Here is a 17,593-nt window from a genome sequence, read left to right on the forward strand (position 1 = left end):
GTTGGGTTTGCGTTTAAGACCACGACGGGTGGATCGCGACACCCGCCGAACGCAACCCGGTCAGCAAACAGTTCTTACAGAGGCAGGATCGATCCAATGTCCTTGGCGTTTGGTGGATGTGCTTTGCTGCTATTCAATCAGAGCGCCAAGTGCAATCTCGCAAAAGTGCTGAACGATGAGATTGACCTGACCGTCAGTCATGGGAAATGTCCGACACTTTGGAGCAAACGCTCGGCACTATTCAGCCTTGATGCCCGCAAACTTGATCACCTTCGCCCACTTTTCGGTTGCATCCGTGATGATCGTCCTGAATTCCGCAGGCGAGCCGCCAAGCACTGTGCCGCCGAGCTCGACGATCCGGGCTTTGACTTTGCTGTCGGCGAGGCCGGCATTGAGCTCCTTGTTCAGCATGTCGATGATTTCGACCGGGGTGTCCCTCGGCGCGCCAATGCCCGCAACGCCGCTGGCCTCATAACCAGGCACGAAGTCTGCCACCGTTGGAACATCCGGCAACACGTCCAGACGCTTCGTGGTCGTTACTGCGAGCGCGCGCAGGGTACCCGCCTTGATGTATTGGATCGACTCGGACACGGGAGCAAAAATCACCTGTATCTGGCCGCCGACCAGATCGGTAGTCGCAGGCGCGCCGCCGCGGTACGGGACGTGGACCAGATTCACCCCGGCCATCATCTTGAAGAGTTCGCAAGCAATGTTCTGCGGGGTGCCGGGCCCAGCCGACCCGTAGTTGACCCTGCCCGGGTTGGCCTTGGCGTAGGCGATGAATTCAGGGATCGTCGTGGCGGGGACCGACGGATGCACCACGACGACATATGCCAGCCGCGCGGAGCAGACAATCGGCGCGATGTCCCGGATGAAGTCGAAACTGAGATTGCTGTAGAGCGCGGCATTGATCGCATGCGGCGTCACGATCTGCAGCAATGTGTAGCCATCCGCGGGTGCCTTGGCGACCGCCTCGGTGCCGATGTTGCCGCTGGCGCCGGCGCGGTTCTCAATGATGAATTGCTGGCCGAGGCGATCCGACAGCCATTGACCCATTAGCCGCGCCTGGATGTCGGTGGCACCACCGGCGGCGAAGCCGACGACGATCCGCACCGGCCGGGACGGATAGGCTTGCGCCGACGAAGTGCGAGGCAAGGCCGGCAGCGCCGCAGCACCCACGGCCAGCTGCAAGAATGTGCGGCGGGGAAATTTCATGATACTCCCTCCACAGGGCGCTACGTCGCGGATTTTCAATCCATCTGGACGCCCTGCGGGAACAGACTACACCGGTCTTGCAACGAGGCGGAAGGGGTCATGCCTCCTCGAGGAGCGGCGTTGGAGCCTCAGGTTCGCACAGAGGGCCATGGCTGCCGAGTGCCCTTCTACCTTGCAGCGGAGGGGCACCTACTGAGCACGCGCGCGACCTGGGCGGCCCGCCACTTATCAGCACCGCGGGGAGTGGGAATGCCTTGTGCGTTCAGGCCCGCAGCGATGGCCCAGAGGCTGGTTGCGCCACTCGACTGCAGCGCCCTGATGGCTGGCACGATTTCCGCCGCACGCGCCTCGGCGCGTCGCCTGCTGGCTCTCGTAGCTGCGACCCTGCACGCGGCGGACAGAGCCCCGGGACGCTGGCCTCCCAGCTTAACGCCCCGGTCCTTGGCCGCCGCCATCGCAGCCTTAACACGCTCGCTGATGAGGCGGCGCTCTTGCTCGGCGACCAGCGCCAAGATGCCTACGGTGAGCCTGTTGGCGTTCGGCATATCGGCTGCGACAAAGTCCACACCCGCCTTTTCCAGCCCTAGCAGGAAGTGCGCGTCACGAGACAGGCGGTCCAGTTTGGCAATGACGAGCTTGGCGCCGTAGAGGCGGCACATCCTGAGTGCCTCGTTGAGCTGAGGGCGTTCCGCCTTAGCGCCGCTCTCCACCTCCACGAACTCTTTGAGCTGCGTCCACTGGCCCCCGCTCAAGAAGGCAGAGACTGCGTTGCGCTGCGCCTCAATACCCAAACCAGACGCTCCTTGGCGGCTAGTGCTCACCCGCAGATACGAAACCCATTTGCCGTTGGCCATCCGTCTCTCCTCATCAAGCAGTCTTGACATGTTGTGACGGCCTTCCGTGGGGCCGTAAATCTTGTTGCTGGTGAGGTAGCAAGGCTGCCTTGGCGACAGGTCAAGGGAGCGAACCCACACCCGCGCGACCTTTGTCGTCGGCTAGGCAACCGCGAGCAGGGGGCGTGGATGCGCCAAAAGACGAGGGTGGTTGCTGTGCCCTGCTGAGCCCCTGCACGACGTAGGCCGCCCTAGTCGTGATCTCATGGCCCGTTCCGCGGGGCTCTACGTCGGAAAGACGGGCGCAGACCCCACCTTTTCTGAGCACGAAATGAGAACTTTTGATCGGATTTCGGCTAGCGGGCCATTTTGCCAATTTGCCGCTTTTTGCCTGCTCGTCGTTTTGCAAGCAAAGGGCGCAAGGACCCCACGCTATGACGGACTTCTCGGAGCCGTATTCCTCGCCCTACGGTTCTTCATTCGCTTGAGGAAGCGCCTGGCGCGCTCGCGGCTCTCGGGAATGCCTGCGCAAACTATGATGTCAGAAATGAAACCCTCCTTAATATGACCGCAGCAAGTAGCGCAGATAATCAGGTCCCTGTGGCAATTCCAAAGGACGTACGGGCCACGGATAGGGCCATCACAGAACGAGCACGCGAACCGGTGGACTAACGCAAAGTCCTCGTCACCCGACATCACGGTCATGAAAGCCTCCACAGGAAAGATCGACAACTTTGTCTGAGAACTGTTTTTAGTGCCCAAAGCAGACTTCGGTACTTTGCCGTTTTGTCGAGGCAGCCCAAATTAGACAACCATAGCAACGCATATTGATGCATTTCCAAATGCAACGCGGGAGAAAAGATAAAAAAATTGGCTTAAAAAAACAAAGTAAGAAAGCACCTGTTTGGTAGGTCGGAAAATGCATCACTTTGCGTTGCTTTGCGTTGCTTTCAGGCCAGCCTCGGCATTCTTGGTAGCCCATGAATTTTTGCAAGATGGTCGGGGGACCAATGCTCTCCTCGAACGTAGCCCATGCCCACGCCATCATCGTCTGATCGAGCGAAGAGCGTTGAGGTCCAAAGGGGGTGACGGCCTCAAACCAATCGCCGCGTAGGTCCGAACTTGCACGCCGTCGATCATGGGCTTAATTATTCTTAAGCCGGGTACCGCCGAGTTGAGGTTGCGGCCGAACCATTCCTTGGTGCCCGGGGCACGGTGTCCTTGCTCTTCGCACCAGTGAATCCATGCGTCGAAGCAATCGTCGACGGCGACGCGATTTCCGGGCGCCACGTCGCACCTGTCGCGGATGAACGCCTTGACCGGCGAGCCCAGCATCTCGATGGCTTCGATCTCTTCTCGCGCGTTCTCGGGTTGCAAGAAATGACCCCGCTCGTGCAGCCGCTGATAACCTTCAATTGCCCAGTTCAAGATGCCACCTAATTCCCCCAGAAGGCGGTCCGTCAGACCTGTATCTTCATTGCCGAAGAAGCTCTGTTGAAAGGCTAGGACGATGAATCGACCCGCCAGTGCGCCTGATCCCTCGGTCAAACTTGGAAGTTCGTTCGTCATAATCGCGATTCGGGTCGGCAGTCGCCCTGTCCACGCGTCCAGAAACTTGCGGTCGACAGTGATGGTATCCTCGCCAGAAATCGTGAGCAGTCTTTCGACGACAGCAGATTGGTCGGTCTTCTTGCCAATTCGGGCGTCCGAGATGATCGCCAAAGACTTCGTGATCAGGTGCTGCAAGCCGAACTGCGTTCCGAGTGAGGACATCGTCGGTCCCGCGACCGAGTTCCTGCCGAGCAAACCTGCGAGGAGGCGAGCCATCGTTCCTTTGCCAGACCGTCTCGGGCCGATGCAAAACAGGATTTTTTGCTGCGAAGTGTCAGCCGCCAAGAGATAGCCGAACCACTCCTGCAAGCAGGCAATCGCGTCCGCGTCGACGAGGACTTGGCCGAGGAAGTTCAGCCACTGCTCCGGAGGGGGAGCACCAGGATCGAATTCCACTTCCGACGCGGTGACGCCGAAGTACGCGGGCGTGGGTGGGTAGATGGTCTGCGTGGAAAGATGAAGTAAGCCGTTTTTGGCTACGAAAAATTCGGTGGGTGGAGGTCTGCTTTCGCTGCTATCCAGCCAGGTAGGCGGCTCTACGTTGCTGTCTAGCTCGCAGATAGCGCAAAGCGAATCGAATACGTTGCTGACGTGGTCCATTTTTGGTTTGAATGGGGAAACGTCTCCGTTCTTGTCCATCTTTAATGCGAGTTCGAGAAAGCGCCAGATCCTCCCCCGTTTGGCTTCATTGTCGAGAATTTGGTAGTGAGACCCCGTCCACGAAAGAAAGGCTCCCCGGTGGCGGACCAACGTTGCAGTTCCCGAGGAATGAAGATAATTGGCCCCAAACATAGTCCGCGCCGATCTCATTGGATCAGAGGGATCGAGCAAAGGATTTTCACTTACCGCCTTTTTTGCCTTTTCTATCTGCCTGCGCGCATAGCTGTCGGGATCGCCCTGCTCAAGGATATGTTCCGAAATCCCGTTATCCGCGTCCAGTAAGGCCGCCAAGATCTCTTCATCCGTTCGGCCCGCGCGTACCATCGCGCAAGCAACGTACCAGGCGTTCTCGGATCGGCTCTCGCCGTGGCGGAAGCTACCGTCGGGATTGCGGCCACCGTCGCGGATCGTTCGCGTCACCTCATCGTGTTCGTCGTGGTTAGTGGCTTTCTCGGAGGCATGGCTCCTGAATTTTGAAGCGTCGCGCAGACTGACAGTGCCGACCGTGTTGATGTTACGTGGGAACGAAGACAACGGATATGCGGCATCCCGATTTACGCTAATCAACCTGGATTGACAGCGAACTCGACCTCTTCTGATCTTGGCCCTGGTGGGGAGGTTCATCGTCCCAGGAAGGCGAAAGATCCTGTCTACGTTCTGGGTTCCCCTTGTACCGCCTAGTCTCAAGATCTGCGCTAACGTACGCGATTCTACGTCGTCGAAATTTTCTGGTTGGACTGGCGACTGTAAACGCCAGAGGACCTGTAAGCCGTTGCCGGTGTCGACGGTCATTGTCGGCGGCTTTCCGGAGTTATCGATCGCGACTAGGTACCGCTTCTTTGCCTGTTCGGGCGTCTCGTCGTCAATCGGGTCGAGATCAGCAAGTATGTACTCAGCGGCTAAAATGTCTTGTTTTTTAGCTTTTCGGCTCGTTGAGTGGTGCACGGGGTTCACCGAATAATAGAGATTTCGTTGACCGTCGTGTTTTGCAATGAACTCCCAAATGCGTTGGATAGCAGTAAAGCTACTAGTCGTGGTTGGACCGTCAGGCACGATGGCCGTCAGGATCCAAGGGTCGTTCGGTCGAAGGCAATGGAGAAACTCGACGCATTCGGCGTGCCTGTTTGCGGTCGATGCAGGAGTGTTTTCGTCTCTACGTTCGTCCGACACATCCCTTCCACTCATAGTGAGATCCCCATCGCCGGCGTTCGAAACCCGTCATGGCGCGGCTTCCATGGCCCCCGGTCAGGGTCGGACGATCGGCGCCTGCTGTTGTCTGCTTACGTTGGTGGGTACTGCTGACCGCGCGATGCTCCCTATGGCATCTATCGCGATGATCTTGGTTTCAAGATAGTTTCAAGTTACCCTGGCGTTCGTTTTCGCCTTCGCAAGATTAACAGCACGAGACCTAATCCACGCATCGATCTCTTCGACGTCTGTATAGGGGATGCCATTGATGACGCTCGGTTGCGGAAAACTCATCGCGGGGTCTCGCTGCCATCGATAGATGGTCACGCCCGTGACGTTCAGATGTCTCGCCACGTCCCTATTGCGAAACCATCCGCTCTTTTTTGTTGTATCAGGCATTTTCTGCTCTTTATAAATGAGGATGATTACCTGTAATTACCGGTATCATTGGCAAGGGAAATGGGGTCTCACTTTTTGATCGGGGCAAAGAAGTGAGCCTAATATTCTATCTCAAGAAGCCCCATCGCTCGATGATCTCAAGGGCTTCTTCCACGGAGTGGGCGACGGCCCAAAGGTGCCTGTTACGTCGGCACATCCTTGCGAAGCGCCTTTGATGGAAGGATAAGAACCCCCTGGGCGTCTTCAATTCCAACCATGCGGATACGCCGTTTGGTGCGACGAAATAGAGGTCCGGCGATCCCCGCCTCACGCCCTCACGCTTTAATCGCTCCCTATCCCGCGGCCGTCTGTAGCCACCATTCGGGATAGCTGCGCAGAAGACGTCGGCGACGAGCTTGTTAGACAGCTCCAATATCAACCTGGACTGTATCAAATGCTCGGTCTCGACCTCGATTTTGATCTTCATCATTTTTGGTCTCACGCGACTTCGCTCGCGCAACCGCGCGTTTGAAAGTTGGCCTTCAATCTTGGAAAAAAGCCGCCCCTAATTAGGGACGGCTAAAGGCAACGCGTCACTAGCCTTGCAGCGCTTCTTCATCGCACCACTGCAAATACTTACCCCATAGTTCTCTCATTGCCTCACGCCCGTAGGGCATCTCGATCGTCGATTCTCGATAATCCCTGGGGTAGTTGCTCGGCCAACGCTCTCGGGCGAAGCGCATGAGAGTGTGCAATGTTAAGACTCGCGCACCCGACCGTATCAACCGAGACGAGAACTCGCGGTCAATGCTATCCTGTCCGGCCTCCGACAAGAGGAAATCCTGTATCGTCGCCATCCGTTTTTCCTTTCTGCAACTGCGCCGTTCCTTGGCGCGAGCACGTATTGCAAAAAGTGCTAGCTGTAGGAGCTCGTTTCACTTTTAATTCATGCAACTCAAATTGGAGATCTTAGTAAAAAGAAACTGCACGTGTCCGTTCCTACCGTTCACGGCCTTCCTAAGTCTTTCAACTTCAATGCCACGGTGCTGCGCAATTGTGGGAATACACTGCTTGCCCGCTATGTTAATTTTTTGTTCCACTTCTTCTACGGCCTGAAGCAGACGCAGCTCGTGAATTGAAATCTCATGTGCTGCAATTGCGAGCCGACCTCTGTTTCCAGACCTCCTTTGTTTCCTCTCGCGGCGGCAGTTACTATCGTCAAGAATGAACCTAGCGCGCGGCGATAGGAGTGAACTTTTCAATTCTTCACATAGCGCGTTACCGAATTCTGCGTCTCGCTCGGAGGTACATCCGGAGTGTCGCTCAGAGGTACACGGTTCGTGATGCTGTTCGGGGTTGTCTCTGACGTCGATGGCGTATGCTACTTCGATAAGGTCGGTCAGGAACACCGAGTAAAGATCGTCATCCAGGGTATTAGGAAAAATAAGGCTTTGTAAACCGCGGGCCTCAAGGCTTTGCAAGTACCGCTTCATCATGAACGTTGCGGCATATCGCGTGAAAGTATTCTCCCTTGCAATATCCGTCATTTCACCCTCTGGTTTGATTTAATGGAAAGACTCGTGCGGGTCGGCTTGCGTTTAAATTCAAGATATGCGCCGCCCATCGGTTAAGTGCGGCCGCTTTCTCCGCAGCATAAGCCGCACGGTTGTAGGTGCCGGCGACGCCAGCCTTTGCGCCTGAGACGTGGTTCAGACATGCCTCTACGATGTGGGGTGCGATTCCGATCTCCGCCATGCCCGTTGCGCAGGTTCGCCGCAAATCGTGCAGCCGCCATGGAGGGATCTTGACTTTGTCCGCATTTTGATCTTCCGCCGCCGACGTTGTGCCGAGCATCGCTTCCTCGAGCCGCTTCTTGGTCTTCGACCAACCCGAGACCGGCGTTCTGCCATTGGTAGTGAAAACAAGGTCCCCGTCGGAGCGGACGCCCCGCAAGATTTCTTGTGCCAACTTCGGCAATGGCACGACGTGCGTGCGGTGATTCTTGGTCCGATCACCGGGAATCGTCCAGGTTTGGCCGTCGTCGCTCAATTCCGATCGCTTCAGTTTTGCAACCTCGTTGAGGCGGCATCCAGTCAATAGTAGCAATCTGAGAGCATGGCCGAACGGCTCGTTGGCTTCACCGCAAGCAGCCCAGAACCCGACGATTTCAGCATCGCTCAAGACACGCTCGCGGGCGTTTGGCGTGTCCGGCTTGTGCACCCCTGCGCAGGGATTCTGCTTAGCCCGGCGCTTCTGGACCAACCAAGAAAACATCTTGGAAAGAGTCGCATACATCGTTCGGGCCCGTGGTTCGCTCAGCTTCTTGTTGCGCCGTTCGAGCCCTGGCACCCCCTTGTGCCTCGTCTCGTCGACGATAGAGAAAATATCGTCACCGTCGATCTCGACAACCTGCCTCGCGCGCCATCGGTCGGCAAGGCCTTTGGGGATGAGCTCCAATTCTTCGTTTTCAGGTTTAGGCCGAAGACCGAGAAGTCTCGCCTGTGACTGCCAACGTCGGGTTTTTGGTCTGACGTGCTGCTCGACGAAGTCAATCGCGGCTTGGTCGAACGTCTTTGCACCGCGAACTTTTCGCTCTAGTTCTTCGCGATGCTTGGCTGCGACAACGTCATGGCCGAAGGCGCGCTGACGGTTGATTTCGGCGGCCGTACGTCTCGCGGCGACTAGAGTAAGTGCGGAGCCAATGATCGGTTCGGCGGCTGTCTCGTTGCCAGTGAGGTCAACGGCTCCAAGAGTCATCCTCACGAGCTTGCCATTCCTATCGCGGAACCGCATGGCCCACGACTTGTGACCACTTGGTTGGATGACGAGGATCAAACCGCGGCATCCACTGTCACGCACCTCGATGCGCTGCGCTTGAGGCTTGATCTTCTGAACCGCCGCCGCTGTCAGCAACTTCGCCATTGCGGGCCTCTGGGGGCACTAGGGGGCACAGAAGGCCGCGTTATGCCGAGTGAATGCGAGCAAATACATGAGTTGTCATACAGAAAAAAAAGTCAATAAGTACAATGATTTGAGTGTAATTCGATGTAATGGTATGCAAGCCCGTGAAATGTCCGATAGGCTGTTTCCTAAACCGTAGGTCGCATGTTCGAGTCATGCCGGGATCGCCAGTTTCAGAATCCAGCAACCCGGATAAAGACGGGGATATCTCACCGCACGCGCTCCGGTGCATGCCGCGTTCTGGGCGTGAAGAGCCCTTCCGGCGAAGACGTCATCAATGCGACAAGCACGAGTCCCAGAAGGGCTGCCCAGAATGTCAGCCAAAACCCGTCGATGTAGGCGAGAACATTGGCTTCGCGCCGGACCAAGGCAGCCAGGGTGCTGAGCCCCCGGGCTGAAGCGATATCCGATCCATGGCTGAGGAACGGCGCGGTGACCACAGAGAGGGCATGTGTCACGCCGGCGTCACCGGCGACGACGTGTTGACCGAGCAGGTTTGAGTAGGTCTGTTCGCGGACACGCAGCCAGGTCGTGATCAGCGCAACGCCGATTTCCGCGCCGCCGAGGCGCAAAACCTGGATATAGGCCGAGAACGCCGTCGCGCGGGCCGGATCGGCATTGGCGAAGGCGTACACCATGATCGCAAGGAACGTCAGGCCGTAACCGGCGGACTGAAAAAGTGCGATGGGCACGAAGGCTGCGGGATCCCAGTCGCTGGTCAGCTTTGTGCCGAGCAAGCCTGCGGCTGCAAAGGCCGAGAGACCGAGGACCAGCACGAAGCGGGCGTCGATCCGTCGCAGCAGGATGACGGCAATCGGAACCAGCAGCACGAGCGGCAGCGCGACGTAATTCAGCAGCAGCGGGCCGATTTGTTCGGGCCTCAACTGCCGAACGGCCGTGAGGAAGTTGGGTATCAGCGCGACGTTGGAAAGGCTGGTCACGATGAAGCAGAGAGCAGCGAGCAGCATCAGTCCGATGTTGCGTGAGAAGATCACGCTCGCTTGGGCCCAAGGCTCCGGCACGACGGCCTCATTCACCAGGAATGCCGCGATCAGCGCTGCGCCGCCGCACAGAAGTACCAGGACCGTGCCGGAAGAGAGCCAGCCCAGCCGATTTCCCTGATCGAGTCCTGCGAACAGCAAAGTAATTCCTGCGCCGAACAACAGCATGCCGCCCCAGTCCGCCCGGCGCAGCAGATCGTAATTGATCGGCTCGGAACGGGCGCCCAGACAGGCGCACAGGGCCATCAGAGGAGCGAGCAGCGCATCGCCCCAATAGACCCATTGCCAGCCGAGGGTCTGCACATACACGTCGACCAGCGAGATCCCGGCATTCGCCGTGAATGCCAGCCGAAACGCATAGAGCGCCATGGCTGGCAGCCACCATCGGGGTGGCAGGCTGCGCAGGATCACCATCATGGTGGCCGGCACGAAGACGCCGAGACACAGCCCGTGAACGATGTGCAGCGCAAGCAGCAGGTCGTACGAGCGCACGAAGGGGATGGCGAGCGAGACGATGGTGTAGAGCAGCGTCGGAGCAACGAACAGTCGTCGGATGCCGACCGTGGATGCGAGCCAGGCGACGGCTGGCGCGATCATGATCTGTGACGCGGTTCCGGCCGTGCTGAGCCAGGCGCCCTCGTCGAAGCTCAGGCCCAGCGCGCCTTTGATGTCGGCGAGTCCGATCGCGAAGAAGCGGCTGTGAAAGCTGACGATGAACGGGCCCAACAGGACGGCGGCCACCGCGAAGAGTGGGCGGTACGGCGAAGCAGGCTTGTCGGCCGGGTGGGCATTGCCTGTCTCTGCCGGGCCGCTCATGGCCGAGCTTCCTGATTTCGGGGTGCTTCGGTATGGATACGCGTCGTGGCGCGCTGCAGCGCGATTTGGTTGTTGAGGTTGTCATGCGCCGTTCTGGCTGCGGCAACGCCGGCCTCGGCCTGAGCAACCTGGACGGCGTAATCAGCGGGATCGATTTCCGCCAGCAGATCGCCCGCCTTGACGCGCTGGAAGTCTCTGACTGCGACCGTGCGCACCATGCCGGCGACCCTGCTCGCGAGGCGCGTCATCTCCGTTCGAACGTAGGCGTTGTCGGTTTCCTGAACCGCGGCCTGGCCGATCCACCGGTCCCATCGCGTGATCGCGATGGTGACAAAGCCCAGAACCATCGCCAGCGCGAACAGCGGGATACCGAATCGTCCGAGCGGTCCCCACGAGGTGGGCGGCTTTGTCTGTTCCGCTTGCGGATGCGACGTGCGCTCGGATGGCGCCGGCTGCACCTCGGCGGACTGTGCGGGAAGCTGAGGCAGGGGCGTGGACATTTTTTGCGCCGATCATCCGCCGCTGATGGTGCCGGCTCGCGTGGCGGGCGCATGGCGATCCACGAGAAAGGCAACCAGTGTGGAAGGACGAATGGTCTTGATGGCCGGAAGCGGGGTTTCGTCGTCGGCGAGCGCATCTCCCTTCAAAAGATGCGCGGTGCCGGCATTGATCTCTCCGTCAAAGACATACAGCAGCTGATCCATGCCATCGGCCTTCGGGATCTCGATCTCGCGGCCGGCCGGCAGGTGCGCGTCATAGACGATGACCTGCTGGCGGATCTTGAGCGGCGCGTCGCTTGTCTCCGGCGCCGCGATGAGATGCCACCTGCCGTCGGCCGCGGTGTTGTCGCGGTCGTGGAACTGGACTTCGCCGGGCAGATCCGCCTCGCGCGGGCAGATGAAGATCTGAAGCATTTCGACGGGGTCCGAGGGCGCGGATTCTTCATGCCAGAAGCTCCGGCCCGCGTTCATCATCATCAATCTGTCCGGCGACAGCGCAACGCGGTTGCCGGACGAGTCCTCGTGCACCATGGTGCCGCGCCACATGTAACTCAGGATCTCGTCGTTGACGTGTTCGTGGAAGCGCACCAGCGTGCCGACGCCGAGATTGGCGTGATCGAGGACGGCGAGCGGCCTGAAAGCCGGATCGGCGTTCGATCCGAGGACGAGGCCCGGCCGCACGCGACGGATCTTGAACGATCCTTGCTCGAAGCCGCGGCTGCGCTCTGCGCGTAGGATTTTCAACATTTTCAAGGACTCGCTGCCGTGTACGGGATGGCCGGGCGCCGGTGGTGGTCAGTCGAGGGGCGGGCCGACGAATTCGACGCTGTACTTCGCGGCGATCTCGTTCACCCGGTCCATTCCGTCCTTCGATGACAGCCCTTCTTTCTCGACCTCGCGGAAGAAGCCTTCGCCGTTTCCCGGGGACAGCATGACAAGCACGCGGGAAGTGCCGGGGCCGATGCCCTTGAAGGCGTGGCACGCGCCGGGCGGGATCAACGCGGTCGTTCCCGCCTCAGCCACGGCTTCCGTTCCGTCGCAGTGAAACTTCACCGAGCCGGACAGCACCGTGAACATCTCGTGCTCGACATGGTGGATGTGCAAAGGAGGGCCTGCGCCTTCTTCGATTTCCTCTTCGAACACGCAGAACGCGCCGCCGGTATCTTCGGGCGTGATGCGAAAATAACGCTTGAATCCGAAAGCGCTGTTGGCCTCACCTGCGGCGGGCGCATGGACGATCGGCATCTGCTTTTGGGTCATGTTCCGTTCAGCCTTCTTGATCTGTGGTGGGGTCCAGGCGCGCGCGTGCTCTTCGACAAACGCGTCTCGTCGCCGGTTACGACTGGATCGGCGGAAGCACCTCGGCGAACAGCAACTGGATCAACTGTTGGCCGTGGGGCGTGCCCCAGTTCTGGGCGAGTTCCGCGATCATGGTGTTGGTGGCGGTCAGGACGACGCCGGCGTCCTGCATGCGGCGGCGCGACATGTCCTCGGACAACTCGAACGGCGATCCCGAAGCGTCCATCACGGCCTGCACATTGTAGCCTTCGGTCACCGCGTCGATGGCGGGGAAGACGAGGCAGACGTCGGTGGTCACGCCGGCCATGATCAGGTTCTTCCGCCCCGTTGCTTCCACAGCCGCCTTGAAGTTGGCATCGGTCCAGGCGTTGACGATGCCTTCGCGCTTGACGCGCTTCTCGAAGGCGTCCGGCAGAATGTCCTTCAGCTCCGGCAGCAGCGGCCCCTGCAAACGATCCTCCTGGCTGGAGGTCAGCACGGTCGGGATGCCAAGGATTTTGGCGGCCTTGGCCAGCGCGAGGGACATGCGCTTGGCCTGTGCGACGTCGATATTCTTGATGAGCTGCATCGTGCCGACCTGGTGGTCGATCAGCAGAAGCGCCGAGTTCTTCGGGGTGAATGTCGTGGTCATAACCAGTCTCCGGTGCCCGTTACGAGCTTTATTGCTCGTTTAGAGAACTACATTTGGAACGAGCTGCCGGGGAGGCTTGAAATTTTCTACCTTATGTTCCAAAAATGAAACATGAAAACCTTCGGTGATTTTGACGGCCTCGCGCTGTTCATCCGTATCGTCCAGGCGGGCGGTCTGGCCTCAGCCGAACGCGCGACGGGCATCCCGAAGGCCACGCTCTCGCGCCGGCTGTCGGCTCTGGAAGAGACCCTGAATGTCAGGCTTGCGCGCCGGACCAAGAAGGGCGTGATACTCACCGAACAGGGACAGCAATTGTTCGAGCGCGGCCGGTCTGCCCTCATGCTGGCTGAGCAGGCTGTCGCCGAGGTTCAGGACGAGCGCGTCGCGCTGTCGGGCACCGTTCGCTTGTCGCTTCCCCCTGATATGGCGACCGCGGTTCTTGGCCCCGCACTGATCGGGTTCAAGAGCAGATACCCCGACGTCATCATCGAGATGACGCTTGCGGATCGCAGGGTCTCGCTGATCGAGGAAGGCTACGATCTCGTCGTTCGCATGGGACCGGTCGCGGACTCCGAATTGATGTTCAAGAAAATCGCGGACCTGCCGCGCGCGTTGGTCGCGAGCCCCGCCTTCCTTGCTGCACATTCCGGTCTCTGCACGCCGCAAGACGTGGAAGTGCTGCCGGCGCTGGCGATCCGCCGCGACCTGATCGAATGGGATCTGAAAAATGCCGAGGGGATACGCGCCATCATCCGCCCGAGGATCGGCTTTGCCGCAAACCGTCAGACCATTCTTGTCGACGCTGCCCGCGCCGGCCTCGGCATCGCCAATCTGCCGAAATTCCTGATCGAGGAGGCCGTGGCAACCGGCGCACTCGTTCCCGTCCTGCCGGACTGGGAGCCGTCACCCGTCGAGATGACGGCGCTGTGGCAGAGGGACAGGATCAGCGGACGTCTGATCAAGGCCATCGTCAGCGCATTTGAGGAAGCGCTGCGCGCCAAACCGATCGAGGTCTAGAGAGTGTGGCCCCAGGCAATCCACGGCGTTCCTCCCTGTACGCGCCCTCAGCGCTCGTAGCTTGCCGGGTCCGCGCTGTCGGACGGATTTGCGAATGCGTCGCGCAAAACCTTGGGCATCGGATTGCGAAAGTTGAGGCCGTTCGGCGGCACCGGCGATTCGAACCACTTCTTGTAGATCACCTCGATCTCGGGGCTGCGGTACAGGTTCGCGGTCGCGCGATCCGCCACGGTCTTGAACGGGGCATCATCCCTGCGCAGCATGATCCCGTAGGGTTCGGCCTTCGAAAAGGCCTCTTCGCTGATGATGTAGGCCGATGGGTCCTTTGACCGCGCGATCGCGACGGCGAGTTGTACGTCGTCGAGGACGTAGGCGGCGGCGCGGCCGGTCTCCAGCATCAGAAACGCCTCCGCCTGGTCCTTGGCGGCCAGCACCGCAACGCCGAGATTTCGTGTGCTGCTGGCCTGGGTGAGCTGCACCATATTGGTCGAGCCTGAGATGGCAACGACAGGCTTGCCTTTCAGCGCGTCGATCGTGGCGATGTTGTCGGCCTTCCGCGCCGCGAACCGGGTCGCCGACAGGAAATGCGAGTTTGTGAACGCCACCTGGCGCTGGCGCTCCGCGTTGTTGGTGGTGGACGAGCAGACCAGGTCGACCGTTCCATTCATCATCAGCGGAATGCGATTGGACGACGTCACCGGGCTTGTCTCGACCTTCAGGTTGGAAAGCTTGAGCTCCTGCTTCACCGCGTCCACGATCTTCATGCAGATATCGACGGCGTATCCAATCACCTTCTGGTCGCTGTCCAGATAGCTGAACGGCACCGAGGCTTCCTGGATGCCGAGCACGATCCGGTTGGTCTCCTTGATCTTCTGCAGCGTGCCGGTCAGCTCGCTCGCATTTGCGGAGACGGTCATCAGAATAGCTGCAACCATGATCGCTGGCAGTCGCATCGGGTTTACTCCATGGAGTTCGACAAGTCGAAGGACGTGATGCGGGGTGAAAACCGAGTGCATCAACCCATCGTGTACTTCTAGCCGACACCGCCCGATCGGGATACCGAAGCCTGCACATAGCAGCTATAGAGCTATTCTATCGTGGAGTTGCGGCCAGGAACGATACGGTGGTGGGCAAGGTCGCTGCTGCCGCGACCGTGCGCCGATCCGCTGCCATTTTCGCGGTCTGGCCGGGCCAGGCCTCGCCACGGTGCTCAATTTGCCAGCGACGGTCGTTTCGGCCCCGCGGGATCAGTATCTGATGACGGCTATGATGGCGGCGACAATGAATGCCGCGACAAGCGAAAGGGCGCGATCGAGTGTTTTCGATCGGGGCGTTGCGGGCGAGTCGGGCGGTTGCATGACGTTAGGTCACTGGCCGCAGTTCGCCAACGAGCCAGCCAACATCGCCGGACTTCATTGGATCTGACGCGATAACGATTTTCTCGACGTTGCCGCACCTGGAACAGTCGAACGTGCGAAGCTCAAACCCGGTGGGTCCAGGCGATATCTGCGCAAGGTTCATGCGCGTTTGACATGTTTGGCAGCGGAGGTGCTGTATGGCGAGCAGCGGAATAGCAGTTGGGTAAGCGGTCATTGCAATCCACCCTTTGAATCAGGCGGGAGCGCAAAGCTCTCAGTCACCGGAAGATGCCGAGGCGGGCGGTGATGGAATCAGCATGCTCGCCTTGTATCGGGGGCGCTGCTCAATATCGCTCAGGTTCCGAAATAAATTAAACGCAAACCATGTTCCGTTTCGAAGCCGAGGCCATGGCCCCGACTTCGGTCATCGCAAACCGCCGGCCAAGAAATTTGCTCGCATGATCAAAATTGAACAGACAGTTTAGATCCCACCGCCGAAGATGGATTTGGCGGCGGGTAGGCGCAATGAGGAAGAGGTGGACACCGCCAACGCGCCATCTGCATAGCACTGAGACGGCCCCAAAGTGCAACCGGGCAAGACAGACTGCCGCCAGTGTCTTGTCAGGCCTACGAGGGAGTCTTGCATTCACCTGCAGGACTCCCTCTGGCCGCTTAAATTCCGCTCGTTTCCGTTGGCGGTGGCGCCCTAGGTGCCATGCTGCCGGTAATCGAACGCGGTCAGGCCATGGATCGCACGCGCGCATATTTTTTCGGGGGCGCGCTCGCCGCTCTCGGCGGCCTGCAAAACCTTTCGGGCGATGATCTCACGATCCACTTCGAGCTGACCGATATTCTGAAGCGTTTGACATGCAAGGTCGTACGCCTGGTTCACGGCCAAGACCTCCTCCGGATCGAGCGAGCGATTCCGGGAACGTGGATTGGATATGGTCATGATGCTCCTCGTAACAGCTGCGAGCGCAGTCTCTCGCGTGCTGGAAAAAATGAACGAATTGAGCGGGTATCGGAAAAGGTCCCGCGATGCACAGGCGACGTTGCTCTGGCATCGCGGGGCAATACCTTTCGATTTGCAGTGATCTAACGAACTACAAGAACTATCGGTTCGTCGAATTGGTCCCAACGCCGAAACCGCCGAATGGCTTGTAGGACTGCCTGGCAAGATCGCCGTACAGCGCGCCAATCTTCTGCGACTCGGTTACGAATGTTTCGTAAGCCGTCTTCGCGTATTCGGTTTGAATTTCAATCGCCTTCTCGAACGACTTCACGCCCGAGAGCTTCTCGACGAAGGACCTGGTGTCTTCAAACGATTTCTTGGTGTAGTCGCCGTACGCCGTGGCAAGCGCCTGAAAGCCGGCGGGGAAGGTGGTGGATGACGCGGTCGCTACGTCGACCCGTTCGTTATCGGCTTCTTGCGTAGAGTTCTGGTTCGAGTTGTTGCGGTTTGCATTCGACATTTTTGATGTCCCTTTGTTTCCTTGACAGCGAACCAATGGCTCGCATCGCTCATGGTTGCGCCAAAGCAGCGGTTCCCGCTTGGTCATTGGGCGTTGCTTGTGTGTTCGTATGATGATTCCGGAACCCCGGTGCTTGCCGGCCGTGTCGCACCAGGGCAATCGCCGCTCAAGCCAGCGCAATCGCAGAACGCAGCAAAACGAACGGAAGCGACAAACGCGAATACGCCCGCATCGCCGTCACATCGTGGCGGCAACGCGAACTGCCGATTTTCCTTGATCGGAACGTCGCGGGCTTCGATCCGTTGTTATGACGTTCCCATGAAAGGAAACGACATGACGAACCAAAACCAACCCGGTCAGCAGAATCAAACGCCGGGTCAGAAGCCTGGTCAACAGCAGGGCGGCGGTCAGAATCCGGGCCAGCAGAGTCAGGCTCCCGGCAAGGGTGACAAGGATCCCAAGCTGGCGCCCGATCAAACCAGCGACACCGATACCTAACTGACAGAAACGGCCCGCCTTGGCGGGCCGTTTTCGTTTGGCCGAGCCAAATGTCGTTGCGCAGTATTGCGCGTCCTCACGCTCGCGACTCGGCGCACTCCCGTAATTATACCGTTCGTCCATTAAGCCCGCTTTAGTCCCTGCTTGCGTATTTT

General features: G+C 59.1%; 16 protein-coding genes and 1 tRNA gene. 3 read left to right on the plus strand and 14 right to left on the minus strand.

Translation table 11 applies throughout. The annotated features are described in order from the left end of the window. Nucleotides 1–237 precede the first annotated feature (237 nt). From JQ575_RS37700 to JQ575_RS37725, 6 genes are all read right to left on the minus strand, one after another. A complete protein-coding gene (locus JQ575_RS37700; RefSeq protein ID WP_212038254.1) occupies nucleotides 238–1,215 on the minus strand; it encodes a tripartite tricarboxylate transporter substrate binding protein in 978 nt (325 codons plus the stop codon). A 167-nt stretch (nucleotides 1,216–1,382) separates the two neighbouring features. Beyond that, the gene (locus JQ575_RS37705) at nucleotides 1,383–2,069 is read right to left on the minus strand and encodes a recombinase family protein (RefSeq protein WP_212038255.1); all 687 of its coding nucleotides are present in this window, start codon (nucleotides 2,067–2,069) and stop codon (nucleotides 1,383–1,385) included. A 1,023-nt stretch (nucleotides 2,070–3,092) separates the two neighbouring features. After that, a complete protein-coding gene (locus JQ575_RS37710) occupies nucleotides 3,093–5,504 on the minus strand; it encodes a phage/plasmid primase, P4 family (RefSeq protein ID WP_212038256.1) in 2,412 nt (803 codons plus the stop codon). A 508-nt stretch (nucleotides 5,505–6,012) separates the two neighbouring features. Next, nucleotides 6,013–6,375 carry a VRR-NUC domain-containing protein gene (locus JQ575_RS37715; protein WP_212038257.1) on the minus strand — a complete coding sequence of 121 codons (363 nt, stop codon included), beginning with the start codon at nucleotides 6,373–6,375 and terminating at the stop codon, nucleotides 6,013–6,015. A 451-nt stretch (nucleotides 6,376–6,826) separates the two neighbouring features. Further along, nucleotides 6,827–7,432, minus strand: coding sequence for a hypothetical protein (locus JQ575_RS37720; protein WP_212038258.1), 606 nt, complete (start codon nucleotides 7,430–7,432; stop codon nucleotides 6,827–6,829). Nucleotide 7,433: 1 nt separating this feature from the next. Continuing rightward, on the minus strand, nucleotides 7,434–8,807 hold the full coding sequence (locus JQ575_RS37725) for a site-specific integrase (RefSeq protein WP_212038259.1): 1,374 nt from the start codon (nucleotides 8,805–8,807) through the stop codon (nucleotides 7,434–7,436). 122 nt (nucleotides 8,808–8,929) lie between these two features. On the opposite strand from JQ575_RS37725, the gene JQ575_RS37730 reads away from it, so the two are divergent. Continuing rightward, nucleotides 8,930–9,016: transfer RNA gene (locus JQ575_RS37730), tRNA-Ser, on the plus strand. A 39-nt stretch (nucleotides 9,017–9,055) separates the two neighbouring features. Here the strand turns inward: JQ575_RS37730 and JQ575_RS37735 are convergent. The 5 genes from JQ575_RS37735 to JQ575_RS37755 form a co-directional block, all read right to left on the minus strand. Continuing rightward, nucleotides 9,056–10,663 (minus strand): MFS transporter, encoded by a 1,608-nt coding sequence (locus JQ575_RS37735; protein WP_212038260.1) that lies wholly within the window; start codon nucleotides 10,661–10,663, stop codon nucleotides 9,056–9,058. Then, nucleotides 10,660–11,163: a biotin/lipoyl-binding protein gene (locus tag JQ575_RS46735; RefSeq protein ID WP_212038261.1), complete on the minus strand. Its 504-nt coding sequence runs from the start codon at nucleotides 11,161–11,163 to the stop codon at nucleotides 10,660–10,662. The genes JQ575_RS37735 and JQ575_RS46735 overlap by 4 nt, the downstream gene beginning before the upstream one ends. A 12-nt stretch (nucleotides 11,164–11,175) precedes the next feature. Next, on the minus strand, nucleotides 11,176–11,910 hold the full coding sequence (locus tag JQ575_RS37745; protein ID WP_212038262.1) for a pirin family protein: 735 nt from the start codon (nucleotides 11,908–11,910) through the stop codon (nucleotides 11,176–11,178). 48 nt (nucleotides 11,911–11,958) lie between these two features. Further along, the gene (locus JQ575_RS37750) at nucleotides 11,959–12,423 is read right to left on the minus strand and encodes a cupin domain-containing protein (RefSeq protein WP_212038263.1); all 465 of its coding nucleotides are present in this window, start codon (nucleotides 12,421–12,423) and stop codon (nucleotides 11,959–11,961) included. Nucleotides 12,424–12,499: 76 nt separating this feature from the next. Then, on the minus strand, nucleotides 12,500–13,093 hold the full coding sequence (locus tag JQ575_RS37755; protein ID WP_212038264.1) for an isochorismatase family protein: 594 nt from the start codon (nucleotides 13,091–13,093) through the stop codon (nucleotides 12,500–12,502). 111 nt (nucleotides 13,094–13,204) lie between these two features. On the opposite strand from JQ575_RS37755, the gene JQ575_RS37760 reads away from it, so the two are divergent. Continuing rightward, nucleotides 13,205–14,110: a LysR family transcriptional regulator gene (locus tag JQ575_RS37760; RefSeq protein ID WP_212038265.1), complete on the plus strand. Its 906-nt coding sequence runs from the start codon at nucleotides 13,205–13,207 to the stop codon at nucleotides 14,108–14,110. A gap of 47 nt (nucleotides 14,111–14,157) precedes the next feature. Here the strand turns inward: JQ575_RS37760 and JQ575_RS37765 are convergent, their stop codons facing one another. The 3 genes from JQ575_RS37765 to JQ575_RS37775 form a co-directional block, all read right to left on the minus strand. Next, nucleotides 14,158–15,063 carry an amino acid ABC transporter substrate-binding protein gene (locus JQ575_RS37765; protein WP_212038266.1) on the minus strand — a complete coding sequence of 302 codons (906 nt, stop codon included), beginning with the start codon at nucleotides 15,061–15,063 and terminating at the stop codon, nucleotides 14,158–14,160. A gap of 1,111 nt (nucleotides 15,064–16,174) precedes the next feature. Beyond that, on the minus strand, nucleotides 16,175–16,420 hold the full coding sequence (locus JQ575_RS37770; protein WP_212038267.1) for a hypothetical protein: 246 nt from the start codon (nucleotides 16,418–16,420) through the stop codon (nucleotides 16,175–16,177). A 160-nt stretch (nucleotides 16,421–16,580) separates the two neighbouring features. After that, entirely contained in the window at nucleotides 16,581–16,940 is a 360-nt protein-coding gene (locus JQ575_RS37775; protein WP_212038289.1) for a phasin family protein, read from the minus strand. Between the two features lie 333 nt (nucleotides 16,941–17,273). On the opposite strand from JQ575_RS37775, the gene JQ575_RS37780 reads away from it, so the two are divergent. Beyond that, nucleotides 17,274–17,438, plus strand: a complete 165-nt coding sequence (locus JQ575_RS37780; protein ID WP_212038268.1) for a hypothetical protein — start codon at nucleotides 17,274–17,276, stop codon at nucleotides 17,436–17,438. The last annotated feature ends 155 nt before the right edge of the window (nucleotides 17,439–17,593 follow it).

Source organism: Bradyrhizobium sp. JYMT SZCCT0428, assembly GCF_018131075.1.
Taxonomy (GTDB): domain Bacteria; phylum Pseudomonadota; class Alphaproteobacteria; order Rhizobiales; family Xanthobacteraceae; genus Bradyrhizobium.

What these genes read in the sequence shown, in the direction of transcription:
- JQ575_RS37710 (WP_212038256.1), bottom strand. Translation starts at nt 5,504, where the DNA reads ATGAGTGGAAGGGATGTGTCGGACGAACGTAGAGACGAAAACACTCCT.
- JQ575_RS37725 (WP_212038259.1), bottom strand. Translation starts at nt 8,807, where the DNA reads ATGGCGAAGTTGCTGACAGCGGCGGCGGTTCAGAAGATCAAGCCTCAA.
- JQ575_RS37780 (WP_212038268.1), top strand. Translation starts at nt 17,274, where the DNA reads ATGACGAACCAAAACCAACCCGGTCAGCAGAATCAAACGCCGGGTCAG.
- JQ575_RS37755 (WP_212038264.1), bottom strand. Translation starts at nt 13,093, where the DNA reads ATGACCACGACATTCACCCCGAAGAACTCGGCGCTTCTGCTGATCGAC.
- JQ575_RS37760 (WP_212038265.1), top strand. Translation starts at nt 13,205, where the DNA reads ATGAAAACCTTCGGTGATTTTGACGGCCTCGCGCTGTTCATCCGTATC.
- JQ575_RS37720 (WP_212038258.1), bottom strand. Translation starts at nt 7,432, where the DNA reads ATGACGGATATTGCAAGGGAGAATACTTTCACGCGATATGCCGCAACG.
- JQ575_RS37770 (WP_212038267.1), bottom strand. Translation starts at nt 16,420, where the DNA reads ATGACCATATCCAATCCACGTTCCCGGAATCGCTCGCTCGATCCGGAG.
- JQ575_RS37700 (WP_212038254.1), bottom strand. Translation starts at nt 1,215, where the DNA reads ATGAAATTTCCCCGCCGCACATTCTTGCAGCTGGCCGTGGGTGCTGCG.
- JQ575_RS37715 (WP_212038257.1), bottom strand. Translation starts at nt 6,375, where the DNA reads ATGATGAAGATCAAAATCGAGGTCGAGACCGAGCATTTGATACAGTCC.
- JQ575_RS37735 (WP_212038260.1), bottom strand. Translation starts at nt 10,663, where the DNA reads ATGAGCGGCCCGGCAGAGACAGGCAATGCCCACCCGGCCGACAAGCCT.
- JQ575_RS46735 (WP_212038261.1), bottom strand. Translation starts at nt 11,163, where the DNA reads ATGTCCACGCCCCTGCCTCAGCTTCCCGCACAGTCCGCCGAGGTGCAG.
- JQ575_RS37765 (WP_212038266.1), bottom strand. Translation starts at nt 15,063, where the DNA reads ATGCGACTGCCAGCGATCATGGTTGCAGCTATTCTGATGACCGTCTCC.
- JQ575_RS37775 (WP_212038289.1), bottom strand. Translation starts at nt 16,940, where the DNA reads ATGTCGAATGCAAACCGCAACAACTCGAACCAGAACTCTACGCAAGAA.
- JQ575_RS37750 (WP_212038263.1), bottom strand. Translation starts at nt 12,423, where the DNA reads ATGACCCAAAAGCAGATGCCGATCGTCCATGCGCCCGCCGCAGGTGAG.
- JQ575_RS37705 (WP_212038255.1), bottom strand. Translation starts at nt 2,069, where the DNA reads ATGGCCAACGGCAAATGGGTTTCGTATCTGCGGGTGAGCACTAGCCGC.
- JQ575_RS37745 (WP_212038262.1), bottom strand. Translation starts at nt 11,910, where the DNA reads ATGTTGAAAATCCTACGCGCAGAGCGCAGCCGCGGCTTCGAGCAAGGA.